Annotated in this window: 19 protein-coding genes; 14 read left to right on the top strand and 5 right to left on the bottom strand. The window is 59.5% G+C overall.

What is annotated here, in order from left to right:
• Positions 1-85: 85 nt before the first annotated feature.
• The 7 genes from FEE99_RS25675 (at position 86) to FEE99_RS25645 (ending at position 8,552) form a co-directional block, all read left to right on the top strand.
• Complete coding sequence (locus tag FEE99_RS25675; protein WP_024014061.1) at positions 86-1,387, top strand: ABC transporter substrate-binding protein; 1,302 nt, start codon at positions 86-88, stop codon at positions 1,385-1,387.
• A gap of 112 nt (positions 1,388-1,499) precedes the next feature.
• A complete protein-coding gene (locus FEE99_RS25670; protein ID WP_016773533.1) occupies positions 1,500-2,408 on the top strand; it encodes a carbohydrate ABC transporter permease in 909 nt (302 codons plus the stop codon).
• Entirely contained in the window at positions 2,401-3,246 is an 846-nt protein-coding gene (locus tag FEE99_RS25665) for a carbohydrate ABC transporter permease (protein WP_039758116.1), read from the top strand. Before FEE99_RS25670 ends, FEE99_RS25665 begins: the two co-directional genes overlap by 8 nt.
• A gap of 2 nt (positions 3,247-3,248) precedes the next feature.
• Entirely contained in the window at positions 3,249-4,409 is a 1,161-nt protein-coding gene (locus tag FEE99_RS25660; protein ID WP_041479770.1) for an ABC transporter ATP-binding protein, read from the top strand.
• A 193-nt stretch (positions 4,410-4,602) separates the two neighbouring features.
• Positions 4,603-5,952: a carbohydrate porin gene (locus FEE99_RS25655; RefSeq protein WP_016773536.1), complete on the top strand. Its 1,350-nt coding sequence runs from the start codon at positions 4,603-4,605 to the stop codon at positions 5,950-5,952.
• Between the two features lie 327 nt (positions 5,953-6,279).
• On the top strand, positions 6,280-7,134 hold the full coding sequence (locus FEE99_RS25650) for a D-hexose-6-phosphate mutarotase (RefSeq protein WP_039758108.1): 855 nt from the start codon (positions 6,280-6,282) through the stop codon (positions 7,132-7,134).
• Between the two features lie 272 nt (positions 7,135-7,406).
• Positions 7,407-8,552 carry an IS481 family transposase gene (locus tag FEE99_RS25645; protein ID WP_041479768.1) on the top strand — a complete coding sequence of 382 codons (1,146 nt, stop codon included), beginning with the start codon at positions 7,407-7,409 and terminating at the stop codon, positions 8,550-8,552.
• Positions 8,553-8,624: 72 nt separating this feature from the next.
• On the opposite strand, the gene FEE99_RS25640 is transcribed toward FEE99_RS25645, so the two are convergent.
• Positions 8,625-9,485, bottom strand: coding sequence for a MurR/RpiR family transcriptional regulator (locus FEE99_RS25640; RefSeq protein ID WP_169842436.1), 861 nt, complete (start codon positions 9,483-9,485; stop codon positions 8,625-8,627).
• 226 nt (positions 9,486-9,711) lie between these two features.
• Here FEE99_RS25640 and zwf point away from each other — a divergent pair, with 226 nt between their 5' ends.
• The 4 genes from zwf to FEE99_RS25620 all read left to right on the top strand — a co-directional run bounded on the left by zwf (position 9,712) and on the right by FEE99_RS25620 (position 13,304).
• Complete coding sequence (zwf, locus tag FEE99_RS25635; RefSeq protein ID WP_041479174.1) at positions 9,712-11,178, top strand: glucose-6-phosphate dehydrogenase; 1,467 nt, start codon at positions 9,712-9,714, stop codon at positions 11,176-11,178.
• Positions 11,165-11,878, top strand: coding sequence for a 6-phosphogluconolactonase (pgl, locus tag FEE99_RS25630; RefSeq protein ID WP_041479176.1), 714 nt, complete (start codon positions 11,165-11,167; stop codon positions 11,876-11,878). Before zwf ends, pgl begins: the two co-directional genes overlap by 14 nt.
• 17 nt (positions 11,879-11,895) lie before the next feature.
• Complete coding sequence (locus tag FEE99_RS25625; RefSeq protein WP_016773539.1) at positions 11,896-12,561, top strand: bifunctional 4-hydroxy-2-oxoglutarate aldolase/2-dehydro-3-deoxy-phosphogluconate aldolase; 666 nt, start codon at positions 11,896-11,898, stop codon at positions 12,559-12,561.
• Positions 12,562-12,731: 170 nt separating this feature from the next.
• Positions 12,732-13,304, top strand: a complete 573-nt coding sequence (locus FEE99_RS25620) for a hypothetical protein (RefSeq protein WP_041479179.1) — start codon at positions 12,732-12,734, stop codon at positions 13,302-13,304.
• Here FEE99_RS25620 and FEE99_RS25615 read toward each other — a convergent pair.
• A complete protein-coding gene (locus FEE99_RS25615) occupies positions 13,301-14,482 on the bottom strand; it encodes an aminotransferase class V-fold PLP-dependent enzyme (protein WP_064361236.1) in 1,182 nt (393 codons plus the stop codon). The genes FEE99_RS25620 and FEE99_RS25615 overlap by 4 nt on opposite strands.
• Positions 14,483-14,512: 30 nt before the next feature.
• Positions 14,513-14,749, bottom strand: coding sequence for a DUF3820 family protein (locus FEE99_RS25610; RefSeq protein ID WP_003227425.1), 237 nt, complete (start codon positions 14,747-14,749; stop codon positions 14,513-14,515).
• A 206-nt stretch (positions 14,750-14,955) separates the two neighbouring features.
• Between FEE99_RS25610 and FEE99_RS25605 the strand changes: the two genes are divergently transcribed.
• Positions 14,956-15,423, top strand: a complete 468-nt coding sequence (locus tag FEE99_RS25605; protein ID WP_041479181.1) for a ferritin-like domain-containing protein — start codon at positions 14,956-14,958, stop codon at positions 15,421-15,423.
• A gap of 141 nt (positions 15,424-15,564) precedes the next feature.
• On the opposite strand, the gene FEE99_RS25600 is transcribed toward FEE99_RS25605, so the two are convergent.
• Positions 15,565-16,035, bottom strand: coding sequence for a MaoC family dehydratase (locus tag FEE99_RS25600; protein WP_003227420.1), 471 nt, complete (start codon positions 16,033-16,035; stop codon positions 15,565-15,567).
• Between the two features lie 44 nt (positions 16,036-16,079).
• Entirely contained in the window at positions 16,080-17,024 is a 945-nt protein-coding gene (locus FEE99_RS25595; RefSeq protein ID WP_041479183.1) for an alpha/beta hydrolase, read from the bottom strand.
• Positions 17,025-17,249: 225 nt separating this feature from the next.
• On the opposite strand from FEE99_RS25595, the gene fadD2 reads away from it, so the two are divergent.
• On the top strand, positions 17,250-18,938 hold the full coding sequence (fadD2, locus tag FEE99_RS25590; RefSeq protein ID WP_041479185.1) for a long-chain-fatty-acid--CoA ligase FadD2: 1,689 nt from the start codon (positions 17,250-17,252) through the stop codon (positions 18,936-18,938).
• A 348-nt stretch (positions 18,939-19,286) separates the two neighbouring features.
• Positions 19,287-20,984, top strand: coding sequence for a long-chain-fatty-acid--CoA ligase FadD1 (fadD1, locus tag FEE99_RS25585; protein WP_024014053.1), 1,698 nt, complete (start codon positions 19,287-19,289; stop codon positions 20,982-20,984).
• Positions 20,985-21,099: the final 115 nt, after the last annotated feature.

Genomic DNA, 21,099 nt, shown 5'->3' with positions numbered 1-21,099 from the left:
CTGCGAAGCGAAACGCTCTGTTTAAACTCCGTGCAGCGCAAGCACCAGACTTGCAATGCATAACAACAAGAAAGGTACATCTCGAATGAATGCGATTTCTCGCCTCGCTACTGTCATTTCTGTCGCCTCCCTGTTCCCGCTCGCAATCCTGCCGCTCAGTGTCTCCGCCGCCGATTCCAAAGGTTCGGTCGAAGTCGTGCACTGGTGGACTTCCGGTGGCGAAAAAGCCGCTGTCGATGTGCTCAAGGCCCAAGTCGAAAAAGACGGTTTCACCTGGAAGGACGGCGCTGTTGCCGGTGGTGGCGGTGCGACTGCCATGACCGTGCTGAAAAGCCGTGCCGTTGCCGGCAACCCGCCAGGCGTAGCGCAGATCAAAGGCCCGGACATCCAGGAATGGGCGTCGACCGGCCTGCTCGACACCGACGTTTTGAAAGACGTCGCCAAGTCGGAAAAGTGGGACAGCCTGCTCGACAAGAAAGTCTCCGATACCGTGAAGTACGACGGTGATTACGTGGCCGTGCCGGTGAACATTCACCGCGTGAACTGGCTGTGGATCAACCCGGAAGTCTTCAAGAAAGCCGGCATCACCAAGAATCCGACCACCCTCGAAGAGTTCTACGCAGCCGGCGACAAGCTGAAAGCGGCGGGCTTCATTCCGCTCGCCCACGGCGGTCAGCCTTGGCAGGACAGCACCGTGTTCGAAGCCGTGGTGCTCTCGGTCATGGGCGTGGATGGCTACAAGAAAGCCCTGGTTGATCTCGACAACAAAGCGCTGACCGGCCCGGAAATGGTCAAGGCGCTCACTGAGCTGAAGAAAGTCGCGACCTACATGGACGCGGACGGCAAAGGCCAGGACTGGAACCTCGAAGCGGCCAAGGTCATCAACGGCAAGGCCGGCATGCAGATCATGGGTGACTGGGCCAAGTCCGAATGGACCGCCGCGAAGAAAGTCGCCGGCAAGGACTACGAGTGCGTAGCGTTCCCGGGCACCGACAAGGCGTTCACCTACAACATCGACTCGCTGGCCGTGTTCAAGCAGAAGGACGCAGGCACTGCGGCCGGTCAGCAGGACATCGCCAAAGTCGTGCTGGGTGAGAACTTCCAGAAAGTCTTCAGCATCAACAAAGGCTCGATCCCGGTGCGCAACGACATGTTGAACAACATGGACAAGCTCGGCTTCGACTCCTGCGCACAGACCGCTGCCAAGGACTTCCTCGCGGACGCCAAGTCCGGCGGCCTGCAACCAAGCATGGCGCACAACATGGCGACCACGCTGGCCGTGCAGGGCGCGTTCTTTGACGTAGTCACCAACTACATCAACGACCCGAAAGCCGACCCGGCCGATGCGGCGAAGAAACTCGGCGCGGCGGTTCAGTCGGCCAAATAGGCGCCTTGACGGCGAGCTGCAAGCTTCAAGCTGCAAGTTAAAGGCTTGCGCGCTGCTGGTCTTGTAGCTTGCAGCTTGCAGCTGTTCTTCTCTTTCTTTTCTGGATTTGCTCATGAGTTCTGTTGCTGTGTTCAGCAAGGCCTCGCCGTTCGATGCATTGCAGCGCTGGCTACCGAAACTGGTGCTGGCGCCGAGCATGTTCATCGTGCTGGTGGGCTTCTATGGCTACATCCTGTGGACGTTCATTCTGTCGTTCACCACCTCGACTTTCCTGCCCAACTACAAGTGGGCCGGTCTGGCGCAATACGCGCGGTTGTTCGACAACGATCGCTGGTGGGTGGCGAGCAAGAACCTCGCCGTGTTCGGCGGCATGTTCATCGGCATTACCCTGGTGATCGGCGTGTTGCTGGCGGTGTTCCTCGACCAGCGCATCCGTCGCGAAGGCTTTATCCGCACCATTTACCTGTACCCGATGGCGCTCTCGATGATCGTCACCGGTACCGCGTGGAAATGGCTGCTCAACCCGGGCATGGGCCTGGACAAATTGTTGCGTGACTGGGGCTGGGAAGGCTTCCGTCTGGACTGGCTGATCGATCCCGATCGCGTGGTCTACTGCCTGGTGATCGCCGCTGTGTGGCAAGCCTCGGGCTTCATCATGGCGATGTTTCTCGCCGGCCTGCGTGGCGTCGATCAATCGATCATCCGTGCCGCGCAGATCGACGGCGCGAGCATGCCGCGCATCTACTGGAAAGTCGTGCTGCCAAGCCTGCGTCCGGTGTTCTTCAGTGCCGTGATGATCCTCGCGCACATCGCGATCAAGAGCTTCGACCTGGTTGCGGCAATGACCGCCGGCGGTCCGGGTTATTCCTCCGACCTGCCAGCGATGTTCATGTATTCCTTCACCTTCAGTCGCGGCCAGATGGGCATGGGCTCGGCCAGTGCGATTCTGATGCTCGGTGCGATCCTCGCGATCATCGTGCCTTACCTGTATTCCGAGCTGAGGACCAAGCGTCATGACTAGTCTTGCTGCCAAACCCGCTATCAGCTTGAGCCGCATCGCAATCTACGCGGTGCTGATCCTTGCGGTGTTTCTGTATCTGGTGCCGCTGGTGGTGATGTTGCTGACCAGCTTCAAGACCCCGGAAGACATCAGCACCGGCAACCTGCTGAGCTGGCCGACCGTGGTCAGCGGCATCGGCTGGGTCAAGGCCTGGGCCACGGTTGACGGCTACTTCTGGAACTCGATCAAGATCACCGTACCGGCCGTCATCATCTCCACCGCGATCGGTGCGTTGAACGGTTACGTGCTGTCGATGTGGCGCTTCCGTGGTTCGCAGTTGTTCTTCGGTCTGCTGCTGTTCGGCTGCTTCCTGCCGTTCCAGACCGTGCTGCTGCCGGCCTCGTTCACCCTCGGCAAGATGGGCCTGGCGAGCACCACCACCGGCCTGGTCTTCGTTCACGTGGTCTACGGTCTGGCGTTCACCACACTGTTTTTCCGCAACTACTACGTGAGCATTCCCGATGCGCTGGTCAAGGCTGCGCGTCTGGATGGCGCGGGTTTCTTCACGATTTTCCGCCGCATCATTCTGCCGATGTCGACGCCGATCATCATGGTCTGCCTGATCTGGCAGTTCACCCAGATCTGGAACGACTTCCTGTTCGGTGTGGTGTTCTCCAGCGGTGATTCGCAACCGATCACCGTGGCGCTCAATAACCTGGTCAACACCAGCACCGGCGCCAAGGAATACAACGTGGATATGGCAGCGGCGATGATCGCCGGCCTGCCGACCCTGCTGGTCTATGTGGTCGCAGGCAAGTATTTCGTGCGCGGGCTGACGGCCGGCGCGGTCAAGGGGTAATCATGGCTACGCTTGAACTTCGCAACGTAAACAAGACCTACGGGGCCGGCCTGCCGGACACCCTGAAGAACATCGAACTGTCGATCAAGGACGGTGAATTCCTGATCCTCGTCGGCCCGTCGGGCTGCGGCAAATCGACCTTGATGAACTGCATCGCCGGTCTGGAAACCATCACCGGCGGCGCGATCATGATCGGTGATCAGGACGTCAGCGGCATGAGCCCCAAGGATCGCGACATCGCCATGGTGTTTCAGTCCTACGCGCTGTACCCGACCATGAGCGTGCGCGAGAACATCGAGTTCGGCCTGAAGATCCGCAAGATGCCTCAAGCGGCGATCGACGAAGAAGTCGCCCGCGTCGCCAAGCTGTTGCAGATCGAACACCTGCTCAATCGCAAGCCGGGCCAGCTCTCCGGTGGTCAGCAACAGCGCGTGGCGATGGGCCGTGCTCTGGCGCGGCGGCCGAAGATCTACCTGTTCGACGAACCGCTGTCGAACCTCGACGCCAAGCTGCGCGTCGAGATGCGTACCGAAATGAAACTGATGCACCAGCGTCTGAAAACCACCACGGTCTACGTGACCCACGACCAGATCGAAGCGATGACCCTGGGCGACAAGGTGGCGGTGATGAAGGACGGCATCATTCAGCAGTTCGGCACGCCGAAAGACATCTACAACGACCCGGCCAACCTGTTCGTGGCGAGCTTCATCGGTTCGCCACCGATGAACTTCATCCCCCTGCGCTTGCAGCGCAAGGACGGTCGCCTGCTGGCGCTGCTCGACAGCGGTCAGGCGCGTTGCGAATTGCCGATGAGCATGCAGGACGCCGGCCTCGAAGATCGCGAAGTAATCCTCGGCCTGCGCCCGGAGCAGATTGTTCTGGCGAATGGCGAGGGCAATGGTCTGCCGAGCATCCGTGCCGAAGTGCAGGTCACTGAACCGACCGGTCCGGACACGCTGGTGTTCGTCAATCTGAATGACACCAAGGTCTGCTGCCGACTGGCGCCGGACGTGGCACCGCAGGTGGGCGAAAGCCTGACGCTGCAGTTCGATCCATCGAAAGTGTTGTTGTTCGACGCCAATACCGGCGAGCGTCTGGGCGTTGCGGGCCAGGTGCAGACAGAGACCCGGTCGGCGAATGTGGCGCAGTTCAAAGGCCGCTGAAGTACAAAATGTGGGAGCGAGCCTGCTCGCGAAAGCGGTCTGACATCCAGCATTGATGTCGCCTGATACACCGCATTCGCGAGCAGGCTCGCTCCCACAGGGGGCAAGCAGTGCCCGGCCTGTCGAGCACTGCACTTTATGTAAACCGCGTTAGATAAAAACAGTTAATAACAATAAAGACGAGGATGTAGGGATGAAAAAGAAACACGTCAATGCCCGGTTGATCTGCCAGGTTTCTGCGGCAGCTGCACTGGTGCTGGCCGGTAATGCGATGGCGGCGGATGCGTTCAGCTCCGACTCCAAGTGGATGACCGGCGACTGGGGCGGCGAGCGCACCAAGCTGATCGAGCAGGGTATCGACATCAAGGCCGACTACGTTGGCGAGATGGGCGCCAACCTGAACGGCGGTTACAACGACGACAAGACTGCGCGTTACGCCGACCAGTTCGGTCTGGGCGTGGCCCTCGACCTGCAGAAGCTGTGGGGCTGGGACAACACCCAGGCGAAGATCCAGCTGACCAATCGTAACGGCTACAACATCTCCAACGACCGCGTTGGCGATCCGCGTGCCGGCACCCTCAGCTCCTCGCAGGAAGTCTACGGCCGTGGCCACATGGTGCGTCTGACCCAACTGTGGATTCAGCACCAGTTCTTCGACAACAAGCTCGACGTCAAGGCCGGTTACTTCGGCGAAGGCGAAGACTTCAACACCTTCCCGTGCGACTTCCAGAACCTGGCGTTCTGCGGTTCGCAAGTGGGTAACTGGGCGACCAACATCTGGTACAACTGGCCCGTCAGCCAGGCCGCGATTCGTGTGAAGTACAACATCAACGACGAGCTCTACGCGCAGATCGGTGCGTACAACCAGAACCCGTCGCAACTGGAACACGGCAACGGCTTCAAGCTCAGCGGCAGCGGCACCAAAGGTACCGTGCTGCCGGTTGAATTGGTCTGGTCGCCGAAGGTCAACAGCCTGCCGGGCGAATACCGCGTCGGTTACTACAAGAGCACGGCCGATGCCGACGACGTTCGCGAAGACGTCAACGGTCTCGATGCGGCAACCACCGGTGATGACTACAAGTCGCACAACAGCAAAAGCGGTTACTGGTTCGTTGCGCAACAGCAACTCACCAGCCACAACGGTGATGCGACTCGCGGTCTGAACATCGCCGCCAACGCGACCTTCCACGACAAGGACACCAACTTCATCGACAACTACCAGTCGGTGATGTTTGTCTACAAAGGCCCGTTCGACGCGCGTCCGAAGGATGACATCGGTATCGGCGCGGCGCGTATCCACGTCAACAAGGACGTCAAGCGCAACGCTGAACTGCTGAACGCTGCCAACGGTGTGTCCGACTACGACAACGCCGCGTTCTCGCCGATTCGTGAGACCGAGTACAACTACGAGCTCAACTACGGCATCCACGTCACTAACTGGCTGACCGTGCGTCCCAACCTGCAATACATCACCCATCCGGGCGGTGTGGATGAAGTCGATAACGCTTTGGTCGCTGGCCTGAAAATTCAGTCAACGTTCTAACGCGTCTGCGATAAGCTCCTCTCTATGTGCGCATTTTGCGGACAGCCCAGGCTGTCCGCTTTTTTTTGTGACACAGGTCAGATGTGTTGCTTGATGATTTTTTGTGGCTGGAGAGTTTTTTGTGGCGAGGGGATTTAGCGAAACGTCGCACCGCCCCGCTGGGCTGCGAAGCAGCCCCAAACACTGCAATCGCGATATCACTGACAGACTGCATCCGCTGGTTTCATGACTGCTGCGCAGCCAATCGGGGATAAATCCCCTCGCCACAAAGTGCTATGCAAGACTTTTGGATTGATGAATACCCCATGATTTTCAGGACCGTAGCCAATGCATGAGCATCCGCTGCAACGCTTCTTCAAATCCCTGCGCGAGCGACCGGTGTTCGCCTGGGAGCGCTATCAGATGCGCGACGTGTTGGTGATCGATCATCCGCTGTGTCAGGCGGTGTTCAGTCGTCAGGGCGCGCAGTTGCTGCACTTTCAGCCGCGTGGGCAGAAGCCGTGGTTGTGGTGCGCGGCGAAGTGGCCGCATGTCGGCGCGATTCGCGGTGGCGTGCCGGTGTGCTGGCCGTGGTATGGCCGTCATCCGAGCGAAAATGCCTGGCCGTCCCATGGTTGGGCGCGACTGCTCGACTGGAAACTGCTCGACAGCAGCAGCGCCGAAGACGGCGTGCGCCTGCACTGGCAATTGCAGCTGTGCGATTGGCAGGTCGACTTGCACGCGCACCTGGGCGAACGCATGGAATTACGCCTGAGCACCGAGCATCAGGACGACATGCCGTGCCAGTTGAGCCAGGCTTTGCACGCTTACTGGCGTATAGGCGATGTTGGTGAGATAGCGCTGTCTGGCCTCGAAGGCGCTCAGGGTTATGACCAGTTGAATCGCCAGGTTTGCCAGCAGGAGGGTGAATTGCGGGTCGATGGCGGCTGTCAGCGGGTGTTTCAGCATGACGGCGAATTGCAGCTCAAGGATCACGCCTGGCAGCGCGAGTTGTGCATCGATACCGGTGACAGCGGCGACACCGTCGTCTGGCATCCCGGCGCGCGGCCGTTACTGGGGGTAAGTTGGGACGAGATTTCCGAGTTCGTCTGCGTGGAAGCAGCGGCGGGCGGCACGGACAGTCTGCATCTGGCGCCGGGGGAGAAGGCGCATTTGAGCTTGCAGGCGTGGGCGGCGGCTTAGTGCGTCAAGTACACCGATACCCTCACCCTAGCCCTCTCCCAGAGGGAGAGGGGACCGAATGGGGGATGCTCAAGAATTACGCCGACGTGAAAGTGAAGTTCTGAATCCATAATCGACTGGATATTTCAGGTCGATGTACCGCGCAAGACACCTCGGTCGGCTCCCTCTCCCTCCGGGAGAGGGCTGGGGTGGGTAAAGACCGGATACATCCTTTACGTTTGAGACCGGGGACATGGTTTACAGGTATCAATGATGGTCAGGAGGTGCTGACCATGCCCTGGAAACAAGAGTCCCCAATGGATCAACGAGTGAAGTTAATCAGCGATTGGCTCGGCGGCAGCTACACCAAAAGCCAGCTAAGCCGGCGGTATGACGTCAGCCGTCCCACCATCGACAAGTGGTTGGAACGATACGCAGCGTTGGGCGTTGATGGCTTGAAAGAGCAGTCGCGCAAGCCGCTGAACTGCCCTCATCAAACTTCCGATGAAATCATCGCCAAGTTGCTGGCCAAGAAAAATGAACATCCCGATCGGGGGCCCAAGCAGATCATTGATCGCCTGCGCGTTTCTGATCCGCATATCCAGTGGCCGGCGGCGAGTACTGCCGGAGAATGGTTGAAGAAAGCTGGTTTGGTCATGGCGCGACGACCTTATCCCCCACGTCCCCGTGCTCCGACGCATTTGCGTCCGGTCGACGCGCCCAACCAGACTTGGTGTGCTGATTACAAAGGGCAGTTCAAAATGCAGGACGGTAATTGGTGCTATCCGCTGACCATTACCGATCAGATGAGCCGCTTTTTATTCGTCTGTCGCGCTTTGCCCAGTACGCACGGGGCGCCGACGCGGGAAGGCTTTGAGTGGGCTTTTCGAGAATATGGGCTGCCGGATGTGATCCGCACTGACAATGGCGCTCCTTTCGCGTCGACAGGTCTGGCGCGACTTTCGAAGTTATCGGTTTGGTTCATCAGGCTTGGAATCCATGTCGAAACGATTACGCCTGGCCGTCCCGACCAAAATGGTCGACATGAACGGATGCATCGAACGCTAAAGGCAGCAGTGCCACCGGCAGAAAACCTGGTGCGCCAACAGCTGGCTTTTCAGGATTTTGTCCAGGACTTCAACCACCACCGACCGCACACCGCGCTGGGCATGAAACCGCCGGCTTCTGTCTATAGCCCATCGGTACGTGCATATCCCGGTTACTTGCCTGCGCTTGAATACGGCTCTGATGTTGAAGTACGCAAGGTTCGGTCAAATGGCGAAATCAAATGGAAAGGACAGCTGATTTTTCTTGGAGAGGCTTTGATTGGAGAGGACATCGCGCTGAAGGAAGTGGCTGACGACGCTTGGGAGCTGTACCTTTGCAGCCACTGTTTAGGCAGGCTTGAACGCGGTGCTAAACGCGTAGCAAGCCTGTAAAGGTGTAAACGATGTCCCCGGTCTAATTTGTAAAGGATGTACCGGTCTCTACAGTGAGGGGGCTTTTGATCTTTAGTTGAATTCATCCCCAACCGGATACCGGCTCGCATTCAAGCTCTCTTTGATCTTGCGCAGATGCGGCTGGAAATCCACGCCACGGCGCAAGGTCATTCCCGTTGCCAGCACATCCAGCACCGTCAACTGAATGATCCGCGAGGTCATCGGCATATAAATGTCGGTGTCTTCCGGCAGCGGAATGTTCAGGCTCAAAGTACTGGCCTTGGCCAGCGGTGAATTCTCCGCTGTCAGGCCCAAAACCGAAGCGCCGTTCTCCCGGGCGATTCGCGCCACTTCCACCAGTTCGCGGGTACGCCCGGTGTAGGAAATGATCACGAACAGCTCGCCGGTGTGCGCCACCGAGGCAATCATCCGCTGCATCAGCACATCGGCGTGGGCAGTGACGGCGAGGTTGAAGCGGAAGAACTTGTGCTGCGCATCCAGCGCTACCGGGGCAGAGGCGCCGAGGCCGAAGAAGTGGATCTGCCGAGCCTGGATCAACAGGTCGACGGCGCGGCTGATCAGGTTCGGGTCGAGCGCCTGGCAAGCACTGTCCAGGGAAGCGATGGCGCTGCCGAAGATCTTCTGCGTGTACGCCTCGGGATTGTCATCGGCCTCGACCGCTCGGCTGACATACGCCGCGCCACTGGCCAGGCTCTGGGCCAATTGCAGCTTGAGTTCGGGGTAGCCGCTGACACCGAACGAGCGGCAGAAACGGTTGACCGTCGGTTCGCTCACCGAGGCGGCCTGGGCGAGGGCGGCGATGCTGAAGCGGGTGGCCTGCTGCGGATTGAGCAGAATCACCTCGGCGACCTTACGTTCGGCCTTGTTCAGCTCTTCAAGGCGACTCTGGATCTGTTCCAGTAAATTTCGCACGCGGTCCATATGGAATTCCTGATTCACCGACGCAGAGTTGCGTCGGGCTATGCAAATTGGGCCTTTGATATGGCCCGTGACGGTGGCCTATCCTACTGATGCGTCCGGGCGACCACCACTCGGATTGAGTATTCTGCGAAAATGTTGTGGTTATTACTACATTTTCCCTTGAGTGATGCCTTGAAAAAAGGTATTTGTAGCTTAACTTGATAAAAGAACAAACATCATGCCTTCCATTACGGTTGAACCGTGCACCTTTGCCTTGTTCGGCGCGCTTGGCGATCTGGCCCTGCGCAAGCTGTTTCCTGCCCTGTATCACCTAGACGGTGCCGACCTGCTGCACGAGGACACGCGCATCATCGCGCTGGCCCGTGAGCCCGGCAGCGAGCAGCAGCACATGGCGTTCATCGCCGCCGAATTGCGCCGTTATGTCGGCAAAGAGCTGAACGAAACCGTGGCCGAGCGCTTCCTCGCGCGCCTGACCTATCTGCACGTCGACTTCCTCAAGGCTGAGGATTACGTGGCGCTGGCGGAACTGGCCGGCAGCGGTCAGCGCATGATTGCCTACTTCGCCACCCCGGCGGCGGTGTACGGCGCTATCTGCGAGAACCTCGAGAAAGTCGGTCTGGCCGAAAATACCCGTGTAGTGCTGGAAAAACCGATCGGCTCTGACCTGGAGTCCTCGCGCAAGGTCAACGACGCAGTAGCGCAGTTCTTCCCGGAAGACCGCACCTACCGCATCGACCACTATCTGGGCAAAGAGACCGTTCAGAACCTGATCGCCCTGCGTTTCGCCAACAGCCTGTTCGAAACCCAGTGGAACCAGAATTACATCTCCCACGTGGAAATCACCGTGGCCGAGAAGGTCGGCATCGAAGGCCGCTGGGGCTATTTCGACAAGGCCGGCCAACTGCGCGACATGATCCAGAATCACCTGTTGCAGCTGCTCTGCCTGATTGCCATGGACCCGCCGGCCGACCTGTCCGCCGACAGCATCCGTGACGAAAAGGTAAAAGTGCTCAAGGCGCTGGCGCCGATCAGTCCGGAAGGCCTGACCACACAAGTGGTGCGCGGCCAGTACATCGCCGGCCACAGCGAAGGTAAATCCGTACCGGGTTACCTCGAAGAACCGAATTCCAATACCCAGAGTGACACCGAAACCTTCGTCGCCCTGCGTGCCGACATCCGCAACTGGCGCTGGGCCGGCGTGCCGTTCTACCTGCGTACCGGCAAGCGCATGCCGCAAAAGCTGTCGCAGATCGTCATCCACTTCAAGGAACCCTCGCACTACATCTTCGCCCCGGAGCAGCGCCTGCAGATCAGCAACAAACTGATCATCCGCCTGCAACCGGACGAAGGCATTTCCTTGCGCGTGATGACCAAAGAGCAGGGCCTGGACAAGGGCATGCAACTGCGCAGCGGCCCGCTGCAACTGAATTTCTCCGACACCTGGCGTAGCGCGCGGATCCCCGATGCCTACGAGCGGTTGTTGCTGGAAGTGATGAACGGCAATCAGAACCTGTTTGTCCGTAAAGATGAAATCGAAGCCGCGTGGAAGTGGTGTGACCAGCTGATCGCCGGGTGGAAGAAATCCGGTGACGCGCCCAAGCCGTATGCGGCCGGGTCGTGGGGGCCGATGAGCTCCATTGCTTTGATCACGCGGGACGGGAGGTCGTGGTATGGCGATATCTGATGTGCAACTGCCGACGGGCGTGACTGCCCGCGAATTCAACAGCCCGGTGCTGCTCGCCGAAGGCCTGGCGCTGAACGTTGCCAAGCAACTGAGCGACGCCATTGCGGCGCGCGGCAACGCGGTGCTGGTGGTGTCCGGCGGGCGCAGTCCGGTTGCGTTTTTCCAGCACCTGGCCAAGCAGGAGCTGGACTGGTCGAAGGTCGTTGTGACCCTCGCTGACGAGCGTTGGGTGCCGGTCGAACACGCCGACAGCAATGCCGGTCTGCTCAAGCAGTATCTGCTCAAAGGCCCGGCAGCCAAGGCACAGTTCCTCAGCCTCTACAGCGCGGCGGCCAACGTCGAGCAGGCTGCTGAACAGGCTGATCGCTTGCTCGCGGAATTGCCGCCGATCGACGTGCTGGTATTGGGCATGGGCGATGACGGTCACACCGCATCGCTGTTCCCCGACAGCCCGAACCTCGCCGAAGCCCTGCAAGCCGATGGCACGCGCCGTTGCTGGCCGATGCTGGCACCCAGCGTGCCACGTCAGCGCCTGACCATGAGTCGCGCGCTGCTGGCCTCGGCCAGGCACAAGATTCTGTCGATTTCCGGTCAATCGAAACTGACCACCCTGAATGCCGCGCTGGCATCCGATGACGTCGCGGCCATGCCGGTGCGCGCGTTTCTGCAACCTACGTTAGAGATTTACTGGTGCCCATGAGCCAAGGAACAGCCGCTATGACAACCCCATCCCCGACCGTTTCCATGGCGGACAAAGTTGCCCTGATCGACAGTCTCTGCGCCAAGGCGCGGATCCTGCCAGTGATCACCATCGCCCGCGAACAGGACGTGCTGCCACTGGCCGACGCCCTCGCCGCCGGTGGCCTGACTGCGCTGGAAGTGACCCTGCGTTCGCAGTTCGGCCTCAAGGCCATTCAGATCCTGCGCGAACAGCGCCCGGAGCTGATGACCGGTGCCGGCACCGTGCTCGACCGCAACATGCTCGCAGCGGCGGAAGCGGCAGGCTCGCAGTTCATCGTCACCCCGGGCATCACCCGCGACCTGCTCGAAGCCAGCGTCGACAGCCCGATTCCGCTGTTGCCGGGCATCAGCAATGCCTCGGGGATCATGGAAGGCTACGGTCTGGGCTATCGCCGCTTCAAGCTGTTCCCGGCGGAAGTCAGCGGTGGCGTGGCGGCAATCAAGGCGCTCGGCGGCCCGTTCGGCGAAGTGAAATTCTGCCCGACTGGCGGCGTCGGCCCGGCCAATATCAAGAGCTACATGGCGCTGAAAAACGTCATGTGCGTGGGCGGTAGCTGGATGCTTGATCCGGAGTGGATCAAGAACGGCGACTGGGCCCGCATTCAGGAATGCACCGCCGAGGCCCTGGCGCTGCTGGACTGATTGTTACCCGACACTTCGTTGTGTGCTTTACGGCTTTATGGTGCGCTTGGTCGGCGCACCTTTTTTTGCGCTGAAAAAAGCTGTCGATACATGCGGCGATACATAGTTACTGCACGCTGTCTTTTTCACGGGGTTAACCTGCGTTCATCTTATGGAAGAGAGAACGCCTCATGGACGACCTTCAGTCTCTGACCCTTACGCCACAATCTCCTTATCAACCGAAGCAACTTCCCCTCGGCCGCCCCGCAGTCGATTCCCAAGTGCGCAATATCAGCCAGGGGGTCGAAGGCCTGCCGCTGATCCTGCGTCTGTCGCTGGTCGATGCGATGACCAGCGAGCCGGTCATCGGCGCGCTGGTGCGCATCCAACAGCGTGTCGATGGCGACACCAGCCTGGGCGGCAGTCAATCGACCGACAGCCATGGCATCGTCCGTTTCACCAGTGTCTATCCGGACCGACTGGCGCACGGCGCTGCTTGCCTGAAGCTGAACGTATTCATTCCCGGCGACGAAGCAGGAGCGCAAGCTCACCACGAGGCCTGGGCCGGCACCTTGCACGTCCCAGGCCGCTGCGGCTGTGAAGGTGCCGCCGAGGACGCCTTGCAGTTGGTGTTGCAGCCGATCGCCGGCGCGGATCTTGAAGACGGTGCTTTCGCCTGCCAGACCCTCGGCATCGACACCTTTGCCGTGTCGTCGCAACTTGGCCTGGAAGGCTACGAAAAAAACTCCGGAGCGCCGTTCTAGCGCAGCTCGTTCAATGCGTGGACCAACTGCTCCATCTCGCCAGCCGTGGTGGTCAGCCCCGGGGTAATGCGAATGCACGGCCCGCACGCGGCGCCGGTGCGCACCACGGTGAACAGGTTGAATTCTCTGAGCAGACGCTCGGCCATGGCCTGCTGATCGGCATGCCGGGTGAAGCGCAGCGCGGTGATCCCGCAATACAGTTGCGGGTCGTCCGGCGTCAGCACCTCGATGCCCGGCAGGTGCCGGACCCGGCTGACCCACAGGTTGCGCAGGTAACTCAGGCGTGGGCTTTTGGCTGCGGCGCCGCCGAGCGCGTCGTGCTCTTCGAACACCAGCGGCAAGGTCATCAGTGCCGGGATGTTCGGCGTGCTGTACGAGGTCCGCGCGCGAATATCGCTGACCGGGTAATGCATCTCGCCCATGTCAGGATCGATGTCGGCGAGACGCTGCGGGGCAATATAGATAAAGCCGAGGGTCAGCGGTGCGCCGATCCATTTATGCAGGTTGTAACCGGCGAAAGCGATGCCCAACGCTTGCAGGTCGAATTCAATCTGGCCGAGGGCGTGGGCACCGTCGAGGATGATGTCGACGCCATGCTCTTTGGCCAGCGCGGCGATGGCCTGCACCGGCATGACCAGGCCGGTGCGATGGGTGACGTGGGTCAGGGCCATCAGTTTGAGTTTTGGATGGCGGACGAACGCCTCGCGGTAGGTTTCGAGCAGGCTGTCGAAACTGGCGGGATGGTGGTGGGCAATTTCGATGACCTCCACGCCACGCTGCTTCGCCAGCCAGCGCATGGCGCCCTTGACCGTGTCGTACTCGAGGTCGCAGATCAGTACCTGATCACCCGGTTGCAGACGATTGTAATTGCGGATCAGCGATTGCAGGCCTTCGGTGGCATTGCGGGTCAGGGCCACGCTTTGCGCGCGCACGCCAATCAGTTCGGCCAGTTGCGCGCGGATTTCGAGGTTGTCGTGCTGTTCAAAGCGCTGGCGTGCATAAATCGAGTTGCTGGCGTTGATCAGCTCGATATTGCGCTGGTACTCCTCGATCACCGTGCGCGACATGCGCCCGAAGTAACCGTTTTCCAGATTGACCGGGCCGGGCTGCACATCGTATCGGTCGGCAAAGGTTTGCCAGAAGGCTTCGTCACGGGCGCGGCGGGTGTTGTCAGGCATGGTCGGCAAGGCTCAAGAGGGAAGGGCGCGTCAGTGGCGCGGGGCGGGTTTGCCGTGTTTGGCGCGCAGCGGCTCGAGCAGGTCGGACAGGCCGTTGTGGTCGATCTCCTGCATCAGCGCCAGCAGACCACCGAGTTCACCGTGGGGAAAGCCTTCACGGGCAAACCAGTTCAGATAGGGGCCAGGCAGGTCGGCAATGATCCGCCCTTTGTACTTGCCGAAGGGCATTTCGCGGGTGATCAGCAGTTCGAGTTTTTCCGGATTCATCAGCACGCTTCATCGATTCACATCACAGCCTGGAAAATACAGGCATTCTGCATGCAGGCCAAATGACAGATCATGCAAAAAACCAGCATACAGATGGTTCAATCTTTTGTAAGTTATTGAAAGTAAAGGTTTTTTATTCGATCAAAAAGCTGGCACGCTCACTGCAATATCCCTTGCATCTTCAACCCATCGCAAGGAATTGAAAAATGACCGACATGAATAAAGAAGCCATTTCTGTACTCAACGACCTGATTGAAACCTGCAAGGACGGTCAGGAAGGGTTCAAGACTTGCGCCGAAGACATCAAGCACCCGGAACTGAAAACCCTGTTCGTGCAGCGCTCCGCCGACTGCGCTACCGCAGCTGCCGAGCTGCAGGCTCAGGTGCGTTCGCTGGGCGGTGATCCAGAGACCTCGACTAGCGTTGCCGGTGATCTGCACCGTCGCTGGGTCGACGTCAAATCCATGTTCACCGGAAAAGACGAAGAGGCTGTGCTGAACGAAGCCGAGCGCGGTGAAGACCATGCGCTGAAGGCCTACAAAGAAGCCTTGGAGAAAATCACCAAGCACAACCTGGTAGGTATTCGTGATCTGGTTGAACGCCAATATCACGGCGTACAACGCAACCACGACCAGGTGAAAGCCCTGCGTAACCAGGCTCGTGCGAACTCGTAAGAGTTAGTCGGCTGAAAAAAAACGCCAGCTTGTCTGGCGTTTTTTTGTGCGCGTCTGGAAAGCAAAGATCGCAGCCTGCGGCAGCTCCTACAGGGGAATGAATTCCAAAGTAGGAGCTGCCGCAGGCTGCGATCTTTTCGATCAACCGATACTGATAGCCGGCAAAGTTGGCAACGTCACCGTCTGCTGTTTGCGCGGCGCGAGAATCTCCGCTTCACCATCCACCACCAACTCATCACGCTGATTGAATACGCGAGTGGCAATGCGCACGCGGAATTTCGGCAGTTTCTCCAGAATCTCCAGGCGCACCGTCAGCGTGTCGCCGATCTTCACCGGCTTCTGAAAGCTCATCTGCTGACCGATATAAATAGTGCCCGGCCCAGGCAATTCGCAGGCAACGGCGGCGCTGATCAGCGCACCGCTGAACATGCCGTGGGCGATGCGTTCCTTGAACATGCTGGCGGCGGCAAACTCGGCGTCCAGATGCACCGGGTTGTGGTCGCCCGACATCGCCGCGAACAGCTGAATGTCGCGCTCTTCGACAGTCTTGCTGTAGCTGGCGGTCTGGCCGACTTCGAGGGCTTCGTAAGGGATGTTGGTAACCTGGGTCATCGGTTTCGATTCCTGTGATGGATTTCAGTCAATCCACAAAAAATTTATTCGCTGCGCTGCGGGCGCGGATGGCTCAAGGCCTGGTCGATCCAGGCGAGCACATCGGCGGTCACTTCGTCGCGATTGCTTTCATTGAACAATTCGTGCCGGGCCTGCGGGTAGATCTTCAGTTGCAGATGCTGGCTGCCGGCCCTGCGCAAGGCATTGGCCAGATCTGTCAGACGCTTGCCCTCGCTCACCGGATCACATTCGCCGCCAATCACCAGCAGCGGCAGGCCCGGGTCGATCTGCGCGAGATTGGACGCTTTGCTGATTTGCTGCAAGCCGCCGAGCAGGTCGATCCACAGCTGATTGGTGCAGCGAAAGCCGCACAACGGGTCGGCGGCGTACTTGTCGACTTCGGCCGGATCACGGCTCAGCCAGTCGAAACGGGTGCGCACCGGTTTGAATTTATTGTTGAACGAGCCGAACGACAGCCACTCGATCAACGCACTGCGGCCCTTGCCGCCTTGGCGCAGTTTTTCCAGCCGGGCAATCTGTCGAGCCATGCGATAGAGGGTCACAGGCTGATAATTCGAGCCGCTGAGAATCGCCCCGTGCAGACTGGCGCTGTGGTGCAGCAAATAGCACTGGGCGATGTAGCTGCCCATGCTGTGGCCGAGGAGGATGATCGGCACGCCGGGATGTTGCTGGCCGATGTGCTGGTTGAGGCTGGCCAGATCGCCAACCACCTTGCACCAGCCATCGTCATCAGCGAAATGACCAAGGGTGCCGTTGTCGGCGGTGCGACCATGGCCGCGCAGATCCGGGGCGTACACGCCATAGTCTTTGTCGCAAAACGTGTCGGCGAGTCGAGCGTAGCGAGCGCTGTGTTCGGCCATGCCATGGGCCAGCAGAATCACCGCTTTCAATGGCGTGGCCGGTAGCCAGCGGTTGACGTACAGGCGGCTGCGGTCACTCGCGTCCAGCCAGAAGGTGTCGTGGGTCATGGCGATTCCTTTGCTCAGCATCGCCACAGTGTATAGCGCGTCTGATCAGCTCACGCCACGGCTGGAAGATTCACGGGATCAATGAGGGCTTGCGTCATATTTGCCTCAATGGCCATAGCTGCTAGTGTCCGTGAAGCTCCGCTTTGTGCTTTTCGCCTTCCATGGACGAAGCAGAAACGACAGAAAGCGGCTCCCGGATCGGCTCAGGTAAAGAGGACAAGAACAATGCAACCTGATTTCTGGAATGACAAACGCCCGGCCGGCGTACCGCTGGACATCGACATGGGCGAGTTCAAGTCGGTCATCGAAGTGTTTGAGCGTTCCTGCAAGAAATTCGCTGACCGCCCGGCGTTCAGCAGCATGGGCATCACCCTGACCTACGCCGAACTCGAACGCCAGAGTGCGGCGTTCGCCGGTTACCTGCAGGCCCATACCGATCTGGTGCCGGGGGATCGCATTGCGGTGCAGATGCCCAACGTCCTGCATTATCCGATTGCCGTGTTCGGCGCGCTGCGCGCCGGGCTGATCGTGGTCAACACCAACCCGCTCTATACGCCGCGCGAGATGCGCCACCAGTTCAAGGATTCCGGCGCACGCGCGCTGGTCTACCTGAATCTGTTCGGGCAGAAAGTCCAGGAAGTGCTGCCCGACACGGATATTCAATACCTGATCGAAGCGAAGATGGGCGACCTGATGCCCACCGCTAAAGGCTGGCTGGTCAACACCGTGGTCAGCAAAGTGAAGAAACTGGTTCCCGAGTATTCGCTGCCGCAAGCGACCTCGTTCAAAAGCGCGCTGCGCATGGGGCGCGGTCTGGGTATCAAGCCGCTGAGCGTCGGCCTCGATGACATCGCCGTGCTGCAATACACCGGCGGCACCACCGGCCTGGCCAAGGGCGCGATGCTCACCCACGGCAATCTGGTGGCGAACATGCAGCAGGTGCGCGCCTGTCTGGCTCAGCTCGGCCCGGACGGTCAGCCGCTGTTGCGCGAAGGCCAGGAAGTGATGATTGCGCCGCTGCCGCTGTACCACATCTATGCCTTCACCGCGAATTGCATGTGCATGATGGTCTCGGGCAACCACAACGTGTTGATCTCCAATCCGCGTGACATCGCCGGCTTCATCAAGGAACTGAAGAACTGGCGCTTCTCGGCGCTGCTGGGTTTGAACACCTTGTTCGTCGCGCTGATGGATCACCCTGACTTCAAGACGCTGGATTTCTCCAGCCTGAAACTGACCAATTCCGGCGGCACCGCGCTGGTCAAAGCCACCGCCGAGCGCTGGGAGCAGATGACCGGTTGCCGCATCACCGAAGGCTACGGCCTGACCGAAACCTCGCCAGTGGCGTGCACCAATCCTTACGGCGATCAGTCGCGCCTGGGCACTGTCGGCCTGCCGGTGCCGGGCACGCTGGTGAAGATCATCAACGATGACGGCGTCGAACAGCCACTGGGCGAACGCGGCGAGCTGTGCATCAAAGGCCCGCAGATCATGAAGGGCTACTGGAACAAACCCGAAGCCACCGCCGAAGTGCTGGACGCCGAGGGCTGGTTCAAGTCCGGCGACATCGCCGTGATCGACCCGGACGGTTTCGTGCGCATCGTCGATCGCAAGAAGGACATGATCATTGTCTCCGGCTTCAACGTGTACCCCAACGAAATCGAAGACGTGGTCATGGCTCACCCGAAAGTCGCCAACTGCGCGGTGATCGGCGTGCCGGACGAACGTTCGGGGGAGGCGGTGAAGCTGTTTGTGGTAGCGCGGGAGAGCGGGGTCAGCCTGGAAGAGCTGAAGGCTTACTGCAAAGAGAATTTCACGGCCTACAAGGTGCCGAAACACATCGTATTGCGTGAGTCGTTGCCGATGACGCCTGTAGGGAAAATTCTGCGGCGCGAGTTGCGGGATATCGCATAAGGGTTACAAGCGAAAAGATCGCAGCCTTCGGCAGCTCCTACAGGATACGCATTCCAAATGTAGGAGCTGCCGAAGGCTGCGATCTTTTGCTTTTACACCCCATGACTACGGTGCTTTCACAGGGTAATAGGATTTTTGCTCTAAAATGACCGCTGGCAAGTCTTGAGTCATCAATATGACTGTAGGGGCCTCTTTTGGCTCTGGTCGACCCTTGGCAAAGCTGCTACTCTCGGCGCGCTTTGTGACTTCTCGGCCTGTAAAACGCCGGATTCACCAATACAAAACACACACCAATAATAATCGCATCAAATGCGGTGAAGAATTCGCGTTGCTGAGGAGTGGGCTTCCATGATCGAAGACTTTTGGAAGGATAAGTACCCGGCTGGAATCGCAGCCGAGATCAATCCAGACGAGTATCCGAACATTCAGGCAGTGTTGAAGCAATCCTGCCAACGCTTCGCCAACAAACCGGCTTTCAGCAACCTCGGCAAGACAATCACCTACGGTGAGCTGTACGAGCTGTCCGGTGCCTTTGCCGCGTATCTGCAACAGCATACCGACTTGCAGCCCGGTGATCGAATCGCCGTGCAACTGCCCAACGTCCTCCAGTACCCGGTCGCGGTCTTCGGTGCCATTCGCGCCGGGCTGATCGTGGTCAACACCAACCCGCTGTACACCGCGCGGGAAATGGAACACCAATTCAACGACTCCGGCGCCAAAGCCTTGGTGTGCCTGGCGAACATGGCGCACCTGGCCGAAGCCGTGGTGCCGAAGACCGGCGTCAAGCACGTCATCGTCACCGAAGTCGCCGACCTGCTGCCGCCGATCAAGCGCCTGCTGATCAACAGCGTCATCAAGTACGTGAAGAAAATGGTCCCGGCCTATCACCTGCCCAAAGCCATCAAGTTCAACGACGTTCTGAGCAAGGGCCACGGCCAGCCAGTGGCCGAAGCCAATCCGGACAGCGGCGATGTCGCGGTGCTGCAATACACCGGCGGCACTACCGGTGTGGCCAAGGGCGCGATGCTCACGCACCGCAACCTGGTCGCCAACATGCTGCAATGCAAGGCGCTGATGGGCTCCAACCTCAACGAAGGCTGCGAGATCCTGATCACGCCGCTGCCGCTGTACCACATCTATGCGTTCACCTTTCATTGCATGGCGATGATGCTGATCGGCAACCACAACATCCTGATCAGCAACCCGCGCGACCTGCCGGCGATGGTCAAGGAACTGTCGAAGTGGAAGTTCAGCGGTTTCGTCGGTCTGAACACGCTGTTCGTGGCGCTGTGCAACAACGAAGGTTTCCGCAAGCTGGATTTCTCCGCGCTGAAAGTCACCCTGTCCGGCGGCATGGCCCTGCAACTGGCGGCGGCCGAGCGCTGGAAAGCCGTGACCGGTTGCGCCATCTGCGAAGGCTACGGCATGACCGAAACCAGCCCGGTGGCCACGGTCAACCCGATCCAGCACATCCAGATTGGCACCATCGGCATTCCGGTGCCGTCGACCCTGTGCAAAGTCATCGACGATGCCGGTGTCGAGCAGCCGCTGGGCGAAATCGGCGAGCTGTGCGTCAAAGGCCCGCAAGTGATGAAGGGCTACTGGCAGCGTCAGGAAGCCACCGATGAAATGCTCGACAGCGACGGTTGGTTGAAAACCGGTGACATCGCGCTGATCCAGCCGGACGGCTACATGCGCATCGTCGATCGCAAGAAAGACATGATTCTGGTGTCTGGCTTCAACGTCTATCCAAACGAACTGGAAGACGTGCTGGCGACTTTGCCGGGCGTGCTGCAGTGCGCGGCGATCGGTGTGCCGGATGAGAAATCGGGCGAGGCGATCAAGATTTTCATCGTCGCCAAACCGGGCGTGACCCTGACCAAAGAGCAGGTCATGGACCACATGCGCGCCAACGTCACCGGCTACAAGGTGCCGCGCTCGGTGGAATTCCGCGATGCGCTGCCGACCACCAACGTCGGCAAGATCCTGCGCCGCGAGTTGCGGGATGAAGAGCTGAAGAAGATCAAGGCCAAGTCTGCCGCGTAAATAAAAAAGCCCCGCAGATGCGGGGCTTTTTGTTGGGAAAGATTGGTGATTTGCAGCGTCTTGTAAATCCTACCCCCTCACCCCAACCCTCTCCCCCAAGGGGGCGAGGGGGAAG

The organism is Pseudomonas sp. ef1, assembly GCF_007293365.2.
Lineage (GTDB): Bacteria > Pseudomonadota > Gammaproteobacteria > Pseudomonadales > Pseudomonadaceae > Aquipseudomonas > Aquipseudomonas siliginis.
Note: the sequence above shows the minus strand (reverse complement) of the source record. Positions and strands in the feature narration are given on the sequence as shown.

Excerpts from the sequence above, each read along its gene's own strand:
- FEE99_RS25670 (WP_016773533.1), top strand. The coding sequence starts at position 1,500 with ATGAGTTCTGTTGCTGTGTTCAGCAAGGCCTCGCCGTTCGATGCATTG.
- FEE99_RS25625 (WP_016773539.1), top strand. The coding sequence starts at position 11,896 with ATGACAACCCCATCCCCGACCGTTTCCATGGCGGACAAAGTTGCCCTG.
- FEE99_RS25610 (WP_003227425.1), bottom strand. The coding sequence starts at position 14,749 with ATGAATCCGGAAAAACTCGAACTGCTGATCACCCGCGAAATGCCCTTC.
- FEE99_RS25665 (WP_039758116.1), top strand. The coding sequence starts at position 2,401 with ATGACTAGTCTTGCTGCCAAACCCGCTATCAGCTTGAGCCGCATCGCA.
- FEE99_RS25675 (WP_024014061.1), top strand. The coding sequence starts at position 86 with ATGAATGCGATTTCTCGCCTCGCTACTGTCATTTCTGTCGCCTCCCTG.
- pgl (WP_041479176.1), top strand. The coding sequence starts at position 11,165 with ATGGCGATATCTGATGTGCAACTGCCGACGGGCGTGACTGCCCGCGAA.
- fadD1 (WP_024014053.1), top strand. The coding sequence starts at position 19,287 with ATGATCGAAGACTTTTGGAAGGATAAGTACCCGGCTGGAATCGCAGCC.
- FEE99_RS25645 (WP_041479768.1), top strand. The coding sequence starts at position 7,407 with ATGCCCTGGAAACAAGAGTCCCCAATGGATCAACGAGTGAAGTTAATC.
- FEE99_RS25605 (WP_041479181.1), top strand. The coding sequence starts at position 14,956 with ATGACCGACATGAATAAAGAAGCCATTTCTGTACTCAACGACCTGATT.
- fadD2 (WP_041479185.1), top strand. The coding sequence starts at position 17,250 with ATGCAACCTGATTTCTGGAATGACAAACGCCCGGCCGGCGTACCGCTG.
- FEE99_RS25595 (WP_041479183.1), bottom strand. The coding sequence starts at position 17,024 with ATGACCCACGACACCTTCTGGCTGGACGCGAGTGACCGCAGCCGCCTG.
- FEE99_RS25655 (WP_016773536.1), top strand. The coding sequence starts at position 4,603 with ATGAAAAAGAAACACGTCAATGCCCGGTTGATCTGCCAGGTTTCTGCG.
- FEE99_RS25620 (WP_041479179.1), top strand. The coding sequence starts at position 12,732 with ATGGACGACCTTCAGTCTCTGACCCTTACGCCACAATCTCCTTATCAA.
- FEE99_RS25660 (WP_041479770.1), top strand. The coding sequence starts at position 3,249 with ATGGCTACGCTTGAACTTCGCAACGTAAACAAGACCTACGGGGCCGGC.
- FEE99_RS25650 (WP_039758108.1), top strand. The coding sequence starts at position 6,280 with ATGCATGAGCATCCGCTGCAACGCTTCTTCAAATCCCTGCGCGAGCGA.
- FEE99_RS25600 (WP_003227420.1), bottom strand. The coding sequence starts at position 16,035 with ATGACCCAGGTTACCAACATCCCTTACGAAGCCCTCGAAGTCGGCCAG.
- zwf (WP_041479174.1), top strand. The coding sequence starts at position 9,712 with ATGCCTTCCATTACGGTTGAACCGTGCACCTTTGCCTTGTTCGGCGCG.
- FEE99_RS25615 (WP_064361236.1), bottom strand. The coding sequence starts at position 14,482 with ATGCCTGACAACACCCGCCGCGCCCGTGACGAAGCCTTCTGGCAAACC.